The sequence below is a fragment of the Enterobacter huaxiensis genome (genome assembly GCF_003594935.2).
In the GTDB taxonomy this organism is placed as follows: Bacteria; Pseudomonadota; Gammaproteobacteria; order Enterobacterales; family Enterobacteriaceae; genus Enterobacter; species Enterobacter huaxiensis.
The window spans coordinates 2,770,159-2,785,061 of sequence record NZ_CP043342.1; the positions used below are offsets into that span (position 1 = coordinate 2,770,159).

15 protein-coding genes are annotated in these 14,903 nt (G+C 56.0%); 5 read left to right on the plus strand and 10 right to left on the minus strand.

The features are described from left to right. Positions 1 to 15: 15 nt before the first annotated feature. Together D5067_RS13250 and D5067_RS13255 are read right to left on the minus strand one after the other, a co-directional pair. Positions 16 to 684, minus strand: a complete 669-nt coding sequence (locus D5067_RS13250; protein WP_028017271.1) for a methionine ABC transporter permease — start codon at positions 682 to 684, stop codon at positions 16 to 18. Beyond that, positions 677 to 1,699: a methionine ABC transporter ATP-binding protein gene (locus D5067_RS13255; RefSeq protein WP_119934528.1), complete on the minus strand. Its 1,023-nt coding sequence runs from the start codon at positions 1,697 to 1,699 to the stop codon at positions 677 to 679. Before D5067_RS13255 ends, D5067_RS13250 begins: the two co-directional genes overlap by 8 nt. Positions 1,700 to 2,099: 400 nt before the next feature. Here D5067_RS13255 and D5067_RS13260 point away from each other — a divergent pair, with 400 nt between their 5' ends. From D5067_RS13260 to lpp, 5 genes are all read left to right on the plus strand, one after another. Then, positions 2,100 to 3,470: a pyridoxal-phosphate dependent enzyme gene (locus D5067_RS13260; RefSeq protein ID WP_119934529.1), complete on the plus strand. Its 1,371-nt coding sequence runs from the start codon at positions 2,100 to 2,102 to the stop codon at positions 3,468 to 3,470. Between the two features lie 19 nt (positions 3,471 to 3,489). Further along, the gene (locus D5067_RS13265; RefSeq protein WP_119934530.1) at positions 3,490 to 4,635 is read left to right on the plus strand and encodes a trans-sulfuration enzyme family protein; all 1,146 of its coding nucleotides are present in this window, start codon (positions 3,490 to 3,492) and stop codon (positions 4,633 to 4,635) included. Positions 4,636 to 4,811: 176 nt separating this feature from the next. Further along, complete coding sequence (gene ynhH, locus D5067_RS24220; protein WP_445227681.1) at positions 4,812 to 5,006, plus strand: protein YnhH; 195 nt, start codon at positions 4,812 to 4,814, stop codon at positions 5,004 to 5,006. Positions 5,007 to 5,013: 7 nt separating this feature from the next. Further along, positions 5,014 to 6,435 (plus strand): pyruvate kinase PykF, encoded by a 1,422-nt coding sequence (gene pykF / locus D5067_RS13270; RefSeq protein WP_119934531.1) that lies wholly within the window; start codon positions 5,014 to 5,016, stop codon positions 6,433 to 6,435. A gap of 310 nt (positions 6,436 to 6,745) precedes the next feature. Further along, positions 6,746 to 6,982: a murein lipoprotein Lpp gene (gene lpp, locus D5067_RS13275; protein ID WP_010430241.1), complete on the plus strand. Its 237-nt coding sequence runs from the start codon at positions 6,746 to 6,748 to the stop codon at positions 6,980 to 6,982. A gap of 60 nt (positions 6,983 to 7,042) precedes the next feature. On the opposite strand, the gene ldtE is transcribed toward lpp, so the two are convergent. The 8 genes from ldtE to D5067_RS13315 all read right to left on the minus strand — a co-directional run bounded on the left by ldtE (position 7,043) and on the right by D5067_RS13315 (position 14,722). After that, positions 7,043 to 8,056, minus strand: a complete 1,014-nt coding sequence (gene ldtE, locus D5067_RS13280) for a L,D-transpeptidase LdtE (RefSeq protein ID WP_119934532.1) — start codon at positions 8,054 to 8,056, stop codon at positions 7,043 to 7,045. 97 nt (positions 8,057 to 8,153) lie between these two features. Then, positions 8,154 to 8,570 carry a cysteine desulfuration protein SufE gene (gene sufE / locus D5067_RS13285; protein ID WP_119934533.1) on the minus strand — a complete coding sequence of 139 codons (417 nt, stop codon included), beginning with the start codon at positions 8,568 to 8,570 and terminating at the stop codon, positions 8,154 to 8,156. A 14-nt stretch (positions 8,571 to 8,584) separates the two neighbouring features. Next, on the minus strand, positions 8,585 to 9,805 hold the full coding sequence (gene sufS / locus D5067_RS13290; protein WP_119934534.1) for a cysteine desulfurase SufS: 1,221 nt from the start codon (positions 9,803 to 9,805) through the stop codon (positions 8,585 to 8,587). Continuing rightward, on the minus strand, positions 9,802 to 11,073 hold the full coding sequence (gene sufD / locus D5067_RS13295; RefSeq protein WP_119934535.1) for a Fe-S cluster assembly protein SufD: 1,272 nt from the start codon (positions 11,071 to 11,073) through the stop codon (positions 9,802 to 9,804). Before sufD ends, sufS begins: the two co-directional genes overlap by 4 nt. Next, a complete protein-coding gene (sufC, locus tag D5067_RS13300; RefSeq protein ID WP_119934536.1) occupies positions 11,048 to 11,794 on the minus strand; it encodes a Fe-S cluster assembly ATPase SufC in 747 nt (248 codons plus the stop codon). Before sufC ends, sufD begins: the two co-directional genes overlap by 26 nt. Positions 11,795 to 11,803: 9 nt before the next feature. Then, positions 11,804 to 13,294 (minus strand): Fe-S cluster assembly protein SufB, encoded by a 1,491-nt coding sequence (gene sufB, locus D5067_RS13305; protein ID WP_119934537.1) that lies wholly within the window; start codon positions 13,292 to 13,294, stop codon positions 11,804 to 11,806. An 8-nt stretch (positions 13,295 to 13,302) separates the two neighbouring features. Further along, on the minus strand, positions 13,303 to 13,671 hold the full coding sequence (gene sufA, locus D5067_RS13310) for a Fe-S cluster assembly scaffold SufA (RefSeq protein ID WP_119934538.1): 369 nt from the start codon (positions 13,669 to 13,671) through the stop codon (positions 13,303 to 13,305). A 322-nt stretch (positions 13,672 to 13,993) separates the two neighbouring features. Further along, the gene (locus D5067_RS13315) at positions 13,994 to 14,722 is read right to left on the minus strand and encodes a MerR family transcriptional regulator (RefSeq protein WP_119934539.1); all 729 of its coding nucleotides are present in this window, start codon (positions 14,720 to 14,722) and stop codon (positions 13,994 to 13,996) included. Between the last annotated feature and the right edge of the window lie 181 nt (positions 14,723 to 14,903).

The following is a 14,903-nucleotide window of genomic DNA, read 5'->3' on the forward strand; positions in this document are numbered from 1 at the left end:
TCCTGTGTGTATTTATTAGCGTTTATCTAACAGTGAAGTAATGACATCGCCGCAGAACTGGATAATGAAAACGATGATCAGAATGGTCACCGTTGCCACCAGCGTGACGTCACCATGGTTGCGCTGGAATCCTTCCAGATAAGCCAGATTTCCCAAACCGCCGGCACCAATCACCCCCGCCATTGCGCTGTAGCTCACCAGCGCAATCAGCGTCACCGTAATACCTGAAACCAGTGCAGGTGATGATTCCGGCAGTAAAACCCGAAACACTAACGTGCTCAGTCGTGCGCCCATCGAGCGCGTTGCTTCAATAACCCCTTTGTCGACTTCACGCAGGGCAATCTCAACCAGGCGGGCGTAGAACGGTGCCGCGCCGACGATCAGGGCCGGCAGCGCCGCGTTTGCCCCGAGGATGGTCCCCACGATGGTTTTCGTGAACGGGATCAGCAGGACGATCAGGATGATGAACGGGATAGAGCGGAACACGTTCACCACGATCGAAATCACGCTGTAGACCGTTCGGTTGTGGAACAGGCCGCCGCGCGCGGTCAGAAACAGCGCCAGGCCGAGCACAATCCCGAGAACGAACGTCGCGACGCCCGAGAGTGCGGTCATGTACAGCGTCTCAAGCGTGGCCGCCCAGAGCTGATCCCACTTCAGGTGCGGAAAGAGATTTTCAGCCATGTTTAATCACCTCGCCTTCAATATCGCTGTGCTGCAGGTCGGCGAGGATATTGTTCAGTTGTTCATCAGATGCCACGACGTGCACCCAGAGCTGCCCGAAAACGCCGTGGGCGGTTTGGGTCATTTTTCCGTGCAGGATGTTAAACGGCAGGCCGTAGCGCAGCGTTAACTCCCCGACAATCGGCTTATGCGTGCTGTGACCGGTAAAGGTCAGCTTGATTACCGTACCTTCCAGCTCGGTTGCCAGCTCGGTATTAAAGGTTTCGTCTTCAGCATACTGGCTGACCTGACGAACAAACTGCCGGGTGATCGGCTGCTGCGGATGGGTAAAAACGCTCAGCACGTCACCCTCTTCCACCACTTTGCCGTTTTCCATCACCGCCACGCGGTCGCAGATTTTGCGCACCACGTGCATCTCGTGGGTGATAAGCACAATGGTCAGTTTGAAACGACGGTTAATGTCCAGCAGCAGATCGAGGATCTGATCGGTGGTCTGCGGGTCAAGCGCGGACGTCGCTTCGTCACAAAGCAGCACGTCCGGGTTATTCGCCAGCGCGCGCGCAATCCCCACACGCTGTTTTTGCCCGCCGCTCAGCTGCGACGGATACGCATTTTCGCGCCCTTTCAGGCCTACCAGCTCCACCAGCTCGGCGACGCGGGCCTGAATTTTTGCTTTTGGCACGCCCGCAATCTGCATCGAAAAGGCGATGTTTTCGTTCACGGTGCGCGACCACAGCAGGTTGAAGTGCTGGAAGACCATGCTGATCTTCAGCCGCGCCTGGCGCAGCGCTTCGCCCTTTGCGGCGGAAATATCCTGGCCGTTGATGGTGACGCTGCCAGCGGTTGGTTTTTCAAGTCCATTAAGCAGGCGGATAAGGGTACTTTTCCCCGCGCCGCTGTAGCCAATAATGCCGTAAATCTGCCCTTGCTCTACCGTCAAACTGACGTTATCAACGGCGGTGAGCGCCACTTTTCCGTTGTCAAAAATCTTCGAAATATTGCTGAGTACTATCATTCTTATGCGTGATCCGTGCCGCACATAGCGGTTTAGCAGTATGGATGTCCAAACGATAGTAAACAGCAGTTATCAACTTTTAAATGACCAAAAAGGCATTTCTTATAACCACGCGAAATAAGCAGCGGTTTGACTAGGCGCAAGGCAAATAGACTATTTTCATCAATGATTATCTGCCAGATGCATAACTCTACCGAGCGCACCTGTAAAAATGGCTATTTTTGCAGCATTTTATGCCTGTATAGCCATCCTCACATCCAGACCACTTTACGTCTTGCTGTCCTGACTGCCGAAAACAACGTTAATATTCCTTTCCGTTCTAAAACCCAGTGAAAGGTTCTTTATTGAGAAAATTTCATGGTCCTATCATCCGGTCATTACCTCCTCACAGGACATGACCATGACGATTTACCACTCTGTCACCGAACTGATTGGCCAGACGCCGCTTATTCAGCTGCACAAGCTGGAAACCGGTCCCTGCTCGCTATTTCTGAAGCTGGAGAACCAAAATCCCGGCGGCTCGATTAAAGACCGCGTTGCGCTGTCGATGATTAACGAAGCCGAGCGTAGCGGTCTGCTGCAGCCCGGTGGAACGATTATCGAGGCGACCGCGGGCAACACGGGCTTAGGCCTGGCGCTGATCGCCGCCCAGAAAGGCTACTCTCTGGTCCTCGTGGTGCCGGACAAAATGAGCCGCGAGAAGATTTTCCACCTGCGTGCGCTTGGTGCCCAGGTGGTGCTGACGCGCTCGGACGTGAACAAAGGCCACCCGGCCTATTACCAGGATTACGCCCAGCGTCTGGCAAACGAACTGCCCGGCGCGTTCTACATCGACCAGTTCAATAACGTCGCCAACCCGCTGGCGCACCGGACGACGACGGCGCCGGAGCTCTACGAGCAACTCGGCGGCAATATTGACGCCATTGTGGTCGGCGTCGGTTCAGGCGGCACGCTGGGCGGCCTGCAGGCGTGGTTTGCCGAGCACTCTCCGCATACCGAGTTCGTGCTTGCCGATCCGGCTGGCTCCGTGCTGGCCGATCAGGTTGAAACCGGACGCTACCAGGATGCCGGCTCCTGGCTGGTCGAGGGGATTGGCGAAGACTTTATCCCACCGCTGGCCCATATCGAGGGGGTGAATCGCGCCTGGCGCATCACCGACCGCGAAGCCTTCACCACCGCGCGTGAGCTGCTGAAAACGGAAGGCATTCTGGCGGGTTCGTCCAGCGGCACCCTGCTGGCGGCGGCGCTGAAATACTGCCAGGCGCAAACCACGCCGAAACGCGTTGTCACCTTCGCCTGCGACAGCGGGAATAAGTATCTCTCAAAGATGTTTAACGACGACTGGATGCGTCAGCAGGGGCTGATCTCACGCCCTCAGGCGGGCGATCTTTCGGACTATATCGCCCTGCGCCACGATGAGGGCGCGACCGTTACCGCCGCTCCGGATGACACCCTCTCTACCGTGCTGGCGCGAATGCGCCTGTATGACATCTCGCAGCTGCCGGTGCTGGACGACGGCAAGGTCGTCGGCATTGTCGACGAATGGGATCTGCTGCGCCACATCGGCGGCGACGGCGATCGCTTCGCGCTTCCGGTGACGGCCGCCATGACGCGGCAGGTGGAATTCCTCGATAAACACGCGCCGGAAAGCGCCCTGCACGCCATTTTTGACCGGGGTCTGGTGGCGGTCATTAACGACAACGACCGTTTTCTCGGTCTGATCACGCGCAGCGACGTTCTGACCGCCTGGCGCAACCGTCTACAGCAATAATGAAATAAAGGAATAAAGGATGAAAAACCTGGCAACCCTCAGCGTTCACAGCGGCGATTTCAACGACCAGCACGGTGCCGTCATGCCGCCTATCTACGCCACCTCAACGTTTGCGCAACCCTCGCCCGGCGAACACACCGGGTATGAATATTCCCGCAGCGGCAACCCGACCCGCCACGCGCTGGAAACCGCAATAGCAGAACTGGAGGGGGGCACGCGCGGCTACGCCTTTGCCTCTGGCCTGGCCGCCATTTCTACCGTGCTTGAACTGCTGGACAAAGACAGCCACATCGTCGCCATTGATGACGTTTACGGCGGGACGTATCGCCTGATTGAAAACGTGCGCAAACGCAGCTCCGGGCTGCAGGTCAGCTGGGTGAAGCCCGACGATTTAGCCGGGCTGGAGGCCGCCATTCGACCGGATACGCGCATGGTCTGGGTAGAAACGCCAACCAACCCGCTGCTGAAACTGGCCGATCTCGCGGCCATTGCGGCTGTTGCCCGCCGCCATAACGTCATCAGCGTAGCGGATAACACCTTCGCCTCTCCGGTGATTCATCGTCCGCTTGAGTCCGGGTTTGATATTGTGGTGCACTCCGCCACGAAATACCTCAACGGCCATTCGGACGTGGTCGCCGGGCTGGCTATTGTTGGAGACAATAAGGACCTGGCAGACAAGCTGGGTTACCTGCAGAACGCCGTCGGCGGCGTACTGGATCCGTTCAGCAGCTTCCTGACCCTGCGCGGTATTCGTACCCTTGCGCTGCGCGTCGAAAAGCACAGCACCAATGCCCTGGCGATTGCGCAATGGCTTGAGCAGCAACCGCAGGTGGAGAAGGTCTTCTATCCCGGGCTGGAGTCACACCCGCAGTATTCACTCGCCCGCACGCAGATGGCCCTGCCGGGCGGCATGATTTCAGTCGTGGTAAAAGGCGATGCGCAACGTGCGGCAGAGGTGATTCGCAAACTGACGCTGTTTACGCTTGCCGAGAGTCTGGGCGGCGTTGAGAGCCTGGTCAGCCAGCCCTACAGCATGACCCATGCCTCTATTCCGCTCGAACAACGTCTGGCCAACGGCATTGTGCCTCAGCTCATCCGTCTGTCAGTAGGTATCGAAGATGTAAAAGATTTAATCGCCGACCTGAATCAGGCGCTGAAAAACTAAGCAAAATGCGGCAGGTCATTGGCCTGCCGCCATAAGATGTCATTATGCCTTAACGCATTGATAACAATCTTATGTGAAACTGCACAGATTCTTTTTGAAACACCGTTTCCATTTTCCTTTTATCTGAAAATCAGCGTATAATGCGCGCCTAATCCCTGGGTGAATGGTTTCAGCGCTTGGAATACAAAAAACAACGTACAACTTCTTCTCTCCTTCGTTGGGCTGACTCTCAGGCACACTTTCTTCTGCACGCTCAATTGATGTCTCCTATCCTTAGTGCGTGTCATATACTCTTTTGCAACACAGGTTTGACTCTGCGGCGGTGCGCCCCCGGAGCGAGATTTCCATATCCTTCCCAACTTAAAGACTAAGACTGTCATGAAAAAGACGAAAATTGTTTGTACTATCGGCCCGAAAACCGAATCTGAAGAGATGCTGACCAAAATGCTGGACGCTGGCATGAACGTGATGCGTCTGAACTTCTCCCACGGTGACTATGCTGAGCACGGTCAACGTATCCAGAACTTGCGCAACGTGATGAGCAAGACCGGTAAGAAAGCAGCGATCCTGCTGGACACCAAAGGTCCTGAAATCCGTACCATCAAACTGGAAGGCGGCAACGACGTTTCCCTGAAAGCGGGCCAGACCTTCACCTTCACCACTGACAAATCCGTTGTCGGTAACAACGAAATCGTTGCGGTGACCTATGAAGGTTTCACCAGCGATCTGTCCGTGGGCAACACCGTACTGGTTGACGATGGTCTGATCGGTATGGAAGTGACCGCTATCGAAGGCAAAAACGTTGTTTGTAAAGTGCTGAACAACGGCGACCTGGGCGAAAACAAAGGCGTTAACCTGCCGGGCGTTTCCATCGCGCTGCCAGCGCTGGCTGAAAAAGACAAACAAGACCTGATCTTCGGCTGCGAGCAAGGCGTTGACTTCGTTGCAGCGTCCTTTATCCGTAAACGTTCTGACGTGGTTGAAATCCGTGAGCACCTGAAAGCGCACGGCGGCGAGAAGATCCAGATCATCTCCAAAATCGAAAACCAGGAAGGCCTGAACAACTTCGACGAAATTCTCGAAGCGTCTGACGGCATCATGGTTGCTCGTGGTGACCTGGGCGTTGAAATCCCGGTTGAAGAAGTGATCTTCGCGCAGAAGATGATGATCGAGAAGTGCGTTCGCGCGCGTAAAGTGGTTATCACCGCAACGCAGATGCTGGACTCCATGATCAAAAACCCACGCCCTACTCGCGCAGAAGCGGGTGACGTGGCGAACGCCATCCTCGACGGTACCGATGCGGTCATGCTGTCTGGTGAATCCGCGAAAGGTAAATACCCGCTGGAAGCCGTTTCTATCATGGCAACCATCTGTGAGCGTACTGACCGCGTGATGACCAGCCGTCTTGACTACAACAACGACAGCCGCAAACTGCGCATCACCGAAGCGGTGTGCCGTGGTGCTGTAGAAACGGCTGAGAAACTGGAAGCGCCGCTGATCGTGGTTGCCACCCAGGGCGGTAAATCTGCACGCGCTATCCGTAAGTACTTCCCGGATGCAACGATTCTGGCGCTGACCACCAACGAAACCACTGCCCGCCAGCTGGTGCTGAGCAAAGGCGTGGTTCCACACCTGGTGAAAGAGATCGCCTCTACCGATGATTTCTACCGTCTGGGTAAAGAAGTGGCGCTGCAGCTCGTTGAGCGCGGCCTGGCACAGAAAGGTGACGTTGTGGTGATGGTTTCCGGTGCGCTGGTACCAGCCGGAACAACCAACACTGCATCTGTTCACGTGCTGTAATAATTCCCCAACGAATTATTTCTGTTAAAAAGCGTCCTTCGGGACGCTTTTTTTATTCCCGGCATTAGCCACATTTATACAAAAAGCAAATCGGGTTTCTCTATTTAATCGCGATTTATCTAAGATGAATCCGATGAAAAATGCCTTTTTTTACATAGCTTTTTCGACAAATATGCCGAATTCGTTGCTTCTTTGAGCGAACGATCAAAAATAGGCGTATTCCCATCAAAAAAATATTCTCAACCTAAAAAACTTTGTGTAATACTTGTAACGCTACATGGAGATTAACTCAATCTAGAGGGTATTAATAATGAATCGTACTAAACTGGTACTGGGCGCGGTAATCCTGGGTTCTACTCTGCTGGCAGGTTGCTCCAGCAACGCTAAAATCGATCAGCTGTCTTCTGACGTTCAGACTCTGAACGCTAAAGTTGACCAGCTGAGCAACGACGTGAACGCAATCCGTTCCGACGTTCAGGCTGCTAAAGACGACGCAGCTCGCGCTAACCAGCGTCTGGACAACCAGGCTACTAAATACCGTAAGTAATAGTACCTGTTAATAAAATGGCGCACATTGTGCGCCATTTTTTTTGCCTTTCTCAAACCGCTACTGCGTCACCTTCTCACCGCTATCTTCGGCAACCGCCACCGACACCCGGCTGTTCTGCACCGACAAGACTGCGCCATCCGCTGACGCCCCCCGATCTGCTGATACCGCAATTGGGATCCCCGCACGACGCGACAAGGCTTTATCAATGAGCGCTTTATCACTCCCCGCCTGCGAGACAAACGTCGCAAAGTCAGCAGAATGCGTAATTGGCGATATCTGCGGGTTTTCGCCTTCCACCTGCGCCAAAGGACGGTGGACCTCAATATAACGCTTACCGTCCGGCTCGACGGCGAATTTTACGGGCTCATTAATAATTTGCACCCGCGTGCCGACGCGCGCCTGTTCAAACAGCGCCTTAATATCGGGCGCGTTCATGCGCATACAGCCGGAACTGACCCTCAGGCCCACGCTGTCCGGCGCGCTGGTGCCGTGAATGAGATATTCCCCATTACCAATGCCTAAACGCAGCGCATAGCGTCCTAGCGGGTTATTTGGCCCTGCGGGTACTACCGGAGGCAATTTGATGCCCTGCTCCAGCGAGCGTGCTCTGATGCCCGCTGTGGGCGTCCACGTTGGATTTGGGATTTTCTGGCTCACCCGCGTGGTGCTGACCGGCGTTTCAAGCCCAAGCTGCCCAATGCCGAGCGGGAAGACCTGGACAATATTTTCTCCCGGCGGGAAATAGTAAAGCCGAAGCTCGGCCAGGTTGACCACAATACCTTCACGCGGCGTATCCGGCAGCAGCATCTGTGACGGGATCGTAATCACCGTACCCGGCGCAGGATTAACGGGCGCAATGGTATTATTGGTTTCCAGGATAAGCTGCGCTGCGGTATTAAACCGGCGGGCGATGGCCTGCAGCTTATTGTCGCCTTCCTGTATGGTGTAGGTTTGATTTTGCCCAATCAGGCGGCTGCCTGCGGGCGGCAAGGGATAATCCACCGCTCTGGCCGAATTAAGCGCCCCGAGCGAACCAAGGAGTAATAGTGTTATTAGAGACGCGCGCTTCATGCTGAGATTCCTTATTCACTGACAGAACGCCAGAAAGCTGAAAAACCAGCGAGGCGGGAACCACCTCGCGAAACAGAATGAATGCTGTCTTTTAAGTCTAGCTAAGGATTGCAGCTTTGCTGCGAATGGCGCGGATCATCGCTTCAAGGCCCTGGGAGCGGGACGGGGTCAGGTGTTGCGTCAGCGCCATTTTTTCAAACCACGGACGAACGTCAAACGCGACAATGTCCTGCGGGGACATCTGGTGGTAAAGAATAAAAACGACGGCGATAAGCCCTTTCACAATGGCGGCGTCACTGTCGCCCTGAAGCTGAATCACACCGTCGGCATCAGGCTGCATCACGATCCAGACCTGGCTCTGGCAGCCCTGAATAATATTCTCCGGGCTGTGCGCCTCTTCGCTGAGCGGCGGCAACCGCTGCCCCAGTTCAATAATGTAGAGGTACTTCTCCTCCCAATTTGCGCAACGCCCGAAGTTACGCAGCAGTTTTTCTTTGTCCGGCAACTCTGCCATCTCTTGCCTCTCCGTTAGCCCAGCAGCTGATGAATGCGTTTCAGTCCCGCCACCAGCCTGTCGACTTCTTCCGTTGTGTTGTACATCACCAGCGACGCGCGGCACATCGCCGGAACCTGATAGTAAGCCATAAGCGGCATCGCGCAGTGGTGCCCGGTACGTACGGCCACGCCGTAGTTATCCAGAAAGCTGCCCACGTCATAGGCGTGATGTTGACCCAGGTTAAAGGCTATCACACCCTGTCGGTCCGCCGGGCCGTAGAGGGTCAAATCCGGTACGCTGGCGAGCTCCTGCAGGGCGTAGCGCATCAGGCGCTGCTCATATTCCTGAATGGCATCCAGCCCCAGCGCAGAGACGTACTCAATCGCCGCCCCCAGGCCAATAATCCCGCCCGTGTTTGGCGTACCCGCTTCGAAACGCCACGGCGCACGCGCGTAGGTTGTCCCTTCGGTCAGGCTGACGGTAGCGATCATCGAACCGCCCCCTTCCCACGGCGGCATCGCCTGCAGGATATCTTCCTTCACGTACAGCACGCCGATCCCCGTCGGCCCATAAAGCTTATGCCCGGAGAAGACGTAAAAATCGCAGTCCAGCGCCTGAACGTCGACGGCGTGGTGCATTACCGCCTGCGCGCCATCAATCAGCACTTTTGCCCCCGCCCGATGGGCCCTGTCGATAATCTCCGCCACCGGGTTCTCTGTACCCAGCACGTTAGAGACCTGCGTTACCGCCACCAGCCGGGTCTTATCGTCCAGCAGCACGTCAAGCTGCTCCAGCTGCAGGGTACCGTCCTCGCGTAGCGGGATCACCCGCAGCTCGGCGCCAACGCGCTCGCAGAGCATCTGCCACGGCACGATATTGGCGTGGTGCTCCATCTGGGTGATGATAATGTTATCACCCGCGTGAACCTGCGCGCTGCCCCAGCTGTTCGCGACCAGGTTGATCCCTTCCGTCGTGCCGCGCACAAAGACCAGCTCTTCCGGCGAGCGTGCATTCAGGAAAGCGGCCACCTGCGTGCGGACGTTCTCCATGCGCTGCGTGGCTTCTGCGCTCAGCGTATGAATACCGCGATGCACGGCCGCATAGCCGTGGCGGTAGAACTCCGCCTCGGCGTCCACCACCTGGTTCGGCTTCTGCGCGCTGGCGGCGCTGTCGAGATAGGCCAGCGGCAGACCGTTCACCTCACGGTTCAGAACCGGAAAATCCGCCCGGACTTTCTCTACGGGAAAACTCATGCTTCGCCTCCAGGCAGACGCTGCCCGATGCGGGACAGCACCTGCTGTTTCAATACGCCATCGTGCAGCGCTTCCGTCAGCTCTGCGGCAAAGGCGTAAATAATCATCTTCTGCGCCGCCTGGCGGTCTATGCCGCGCGAGCGCAGGTAGAACATCTGTTCATCGTCAATCCGCCCGATCGTTGCCCCGTGGCTGCATTTCACATCGTCGGCGTAGATTTCGAGCTGCGGCTTGGTATCCACCTCCGCAAGACGCCCCAGCAGCAGGTTGTTGTTGGTCATCTGCCCGTCGGTTTTGATAGCGTGCTGCGCCACGTTAATCAGGCCGTTAAACACCGCTCGCCCCCTGTCGCTGACGATGGTTTTATGCAGCTGACGGCTGTTGCAGTAGCCCTTGTTGTGCTCGAGCCAGGTACGGGTGTCGCACACTTCCGACTTGACCGGCATCGCCAGGCTGTTGATGCGCAGCGTGGTGTTTTCGCCGTTGAGCTGGGTACTGGTATTGTGCCGCAGCACCGCGCCGCCGAGCAGGAAGCTGTGGCTGTAGGCCGCAGCATCCTGGCCCAGCAGAATATCGTTATGGGCGAAGTGGTGGCTGACCGGGTTTTCAAACGCCAGCTTGATGTGGTGAAGCTGGGCGTTGGCTGTCACACTCATCGTCAGGCGCGCGCCGGTAAAGTGGCGAACGTCATTCAGGCTGACGTAGTGCTCCAGCACCGTTGCCTCGGCGCCCTCTGCCAGCTCAAGATGATGACGGTAGTGGGCCGTGTTGATCTCGTCGCCCTCCAGCCCCTGGGTAATATGCATCAGCAGCAGCGGTTTGGCCGGACGCTGATTGCGCTTCACGCGAATATGGGTGACGGACTGCGCCAGGCTTTCGGTGAGGTGCAGGAACACTTCAGGCTGAACGGCAGCGGTGAGGTTCTGACGATCGTCGTTAACCGCAATCTCGAACCCGCTCTCCCGCAGGTCATCGCTCAGCTCCGGACAATAGGCCCCGTCAACAAACACCAGCCGCACCGCGTCCACGGTCAGCGCCAGGGCATCACGCTGGTCTGGGCCGATCCTTGCCGGCCGCGTGACAAACTCGCCGTTCAGCAGGCCGTCAAGCGGGGTGTATTTCCAGTTCTCGTGCCTGCGCGTCGGCAGGCCGAGACGCAGCACCTGCTGAAGGTGCTGCTGGGCCTGCTCTGAGCGCGCTTCACCCTGCGCTTCAAACAGCCGGTGCCACTGCTGGAGTGCATTACTGCTGTTCGGTAAGCCAGCCATAACCCTGCTCCTCCAGTTGTTTAACCAGCGTGAAATCACCGGATTTCACGATACGTCCCTGGTAAAGCACGTGGACGTAGTCCGGCTTGATGTAGTCCAGAATGCGCTGGTAGTGCGTCACGATAATAAACGAGCGCTGGCCGTCGCGCAGGGAGTTCACCCCGTCAGCGACAATCTTCAGGGCATCGATATCCAGGCCGGAATCGGTTTCATCGAGAATACACAGCTCAGGCTCAAGCACCGCCATCTGCAGAATGTCGTTACGCTTTTTTTCGCCGCCGGAGAAGCCGACGTTAACGGAACGGGTCAGCAGGTCTTCCGGCATTTTCAGCAGCTTGATTTTCTCTTCCATCAGGTCCTGGAAGTCAAAGCGATCCAGCGCGTCCAGGCCGCGGTATTTGCGTACCGCATTCAGCGCGGTTTGCAGGAAGAACTGGTTACTGACGCCCGGAATTTCCACCGGGTACTGGAAGGCCATAAAGATCCCCTCACCCGCGCGTTCTTCAGGGGACATCTCCAGCAGATCTTTGCCGTTAAACTCCACCGAACCGCTGATGACTTCGTAATCCTCGCGTCCTGCCAGCGTCGCCGAAAGCGTACTTTTCCCGGAGCCGTTTGGCCCCATGATGGCGTGAACTTCACCCGGCTTGACGTCAAAATTGAGGCCACGCAGGATCTCTTTCTCTTCCACGCTAACCTGTAAATCTTTAATGCTTAACATGTGCTTTCCTTAACCGACGCTGTGTTCAAGACTAATGGCGAGGAGTTTTTGTGCTTCAACGGCGAATTCCAGCGGCAGTTCAGAGAACACGTCCTTACAGAAGCCGTTAACAATCATCGAAATAGCATCTTCTTCGCTGATCCCGCGCTGCAGGCAGTAGAAGAGCTGGTCTTCTCCGATACGCGACGTGGTCGCCTCGTGCTCAAGCTGGGCGCTGTTGTTGCGGCACTCGACGTACGGGAAGGTATGCGCGCCGCAGTCTGCACCAATGAGCATCGAGTCACACTGGGTGAAGTTACGCGCGTTGGTGGCCGTCGGCATGATTTTCACCAGCCCGCGATAGCTGTTCTGGCTGTGCCCGGCGGAGATCCCTTTCGAGAAGATGGTGGATTTGGTGTTTTTACCGATATGGATCATCTTGGTGCCGGTATCGGCCTGCTGATGGCCGCTGGTGAGCGCCACCGAGTAAAATTCACCGATGGAGTTATCCCCGCGCAGAATGCAGCTCGGGTATTTCCAGGTGATGGCGGAGCCGGTTTCCGACTGCGTCCAGGACATCTTGCTGTTTTCGCCCTCGCACAGCGCGCGCTTGGTCACGAAGTTCAGGATGCCACCGGTGTTTCCGTCGCCCGGGAACCAGTTCTGCACGGTGGAGTATTTCACCTCGGCATCCTTATGGATGATGACCTCCACCACGGCTGCGTGCAGCTGATAGCTGTCACGCACGGGCGCGGAGCAGCCCTCAATATAGCTGACGTAGCTGCCCTCATCGGCCACCAGAATGGTGCGTTCGAACTGGCCGGTTTTTTCCGCGTTGATGCGAAAATAGGTCGACAGCTCCATCGGACAGCGCACGCCTTTCGGCACGTAGATAAAGGTGCCGTCGGACGCCACCGCCGCATTGAGCGCCGCGAAGAAGTTATCGTTGCTCGGCACGACCGTACCAATGTACTTCTTCACCAGCTCCGGGTGGTCGTGGATGGCTTCACCGAAGGAGCAAAAAATAATGCCCTGCTCCCCCAGCTTTTCACGGTAGGTGGTCGCTACCGAGACGGAGTCAAAAATAGCATCTACCGCGACCTCTCTCCCCTCACGCACGGGGACGCCGAGCTGGTTAAACGCCTCTTCAACTTCTTTGCTCAGGAAGCTGTTTTCGGCACCGGTTTGCTGTACCGCGCCGGGCTGCGAGGCGCAGGTGTCATCACAGCTGCCGCAGGACGGCGCAGAGTAGTAGCTGTAGTCCTGATAGTTCAGCTTGTCGTAGTGCGCCTTGAGCCAGTGCGGCTCTTCCATTTCCAGCCAGGCGCGGAAGGCGCTCAGGCGAAACTCCAGCATCCACTCGGGCTCGTTACGCTTCGCCGAGATGGCGCGCACGACCTCTTCGTTGATGCCTTTCGCCAGCTCGTCGGTCTGCAGCTGCGTGAAGAACCCTTCTTTATAATTCAGGTTTCCGCCGCTCCAGGTGTTCACATCACTCGTTGCTTCAGTATTACGAGACATAGTACCGCCTATACCCCAAAGCTTTCGCCGCAGCCGCATTCGTTCTGGGCTTTCGGGTTATGAAATTTGAATAACTGGTTTAAACCTTCACGAACGTAGTCGACTTCGGTGCCATCGATGAAGGGCATGGCCTGGAGGGCGACGTACAGCTTTGCCCCGTCGGTTTCAAACACCAGGTCATCTTTACCGGGTTCGGTGACGGTATCCAGCACGTAGCCGAAGCCCGCGCAGCCGGTCTGCTTAACGCCCAGGCGCACGCCGAGAAGCTCCGGCTTTTGCGCCACCAGCTCGTGAATATGTGCCGCAGCCGCTGGCGTAAGCGTCAGGCCACGCCAGCTAAAGTCGGCAGGATTGAAGGTTTCTGAATGCAATTCCATAGGTCCACCTCGTGTAATAAGCCTCAGGGGCATAACACCATGTTAGTGATAACGATTATCACTTCAACCCCTTGTGAGCAGGGGCTTTCGGCTAAACCGCCCTTTTTGGCCGCTTTTATTAAGCATAGACCCTGTCAGGAGATGCGGATGGGATGGACGTAATTGTTCAATGCATTGATTAATAATGCATTTTGTAACGCTAATCGGCAGGATAAATTGAAAAGTAAAATATGCATCGGAAATGCCTATTTTTAAGATAGATTTTGTGCAGTCTGGCTAATGGCGCTTAAGAAACAAAAAAGGCCCTGACGGACCCCTTAAATCAGTGGTGGAATGACACCGCGAACCCCTGTTCACGCCAGTGGTCCAGCTGCTCCTGCTGGCGGGCCGTAGGAGGCTGTCCTGTCCAGACGAAGATATTCTGCCCAGGGAAAAGCTCGGGGCGTGGAGAATCAATCGGTTCCGCCAGAACGTCAATATGCCAGCCCTTGTGCGCAAGCCGGGCCGCTTCCAGCCATAAATGCGTACGGTCATCGCATTCCCAGCCGATGAGGAGCGCATCTTTACCCGCTTTTTTTCGCGACTCTGCAAGGCTCGCGATCGCAAATTCAATCAACACACCGTCCAGCAGGCTTGCCATGTGGCGCACCGTGTTCTGGTCCTGATTCATTCGCTGACGAACGGGAGTAATAATATTATCGATAAGCGAATCCATCGCATGATCCCGGCGGAACTCACCGATTTTGGCGCGCAGCCTTGCCGGGCTGGCGTAACGCAGAACAGTCAACATCTCTTCCTGAAACGATGCCCAGTTCCCCTCAGTCACCACGTCTTTGTTTTCCAGCAACGCTTTGACTTTGCCGACCGAAACGCCGCTTTTCATCAGGCGCTTGATCTCTTCAATCCGCAGGATATCTTCATCGTCAAACTGACGATGACCCCCTTCGCTGCGCTGCGGCTTCAACAATCCATAACGGCGCTGCCAGGCACGCAGCGTAACGGGGTTGATACCGCATCGTTCGGCGACTTCGCCGATACTGTAATAGGCCATTAACTCCCTCACGCTCAATACTTCCATACCTAACCTAACCAACCTTATCAGATTGTACAAACCATTTGTATAACTAACTCCTCGCTCGGAGACAAGTGGATGGGGTCTAAACCATCCACTCGTTAATACATTGTTGTATAAATTTAGCTGAACGTACAGCTAACTCTCAATGATTAGGTAC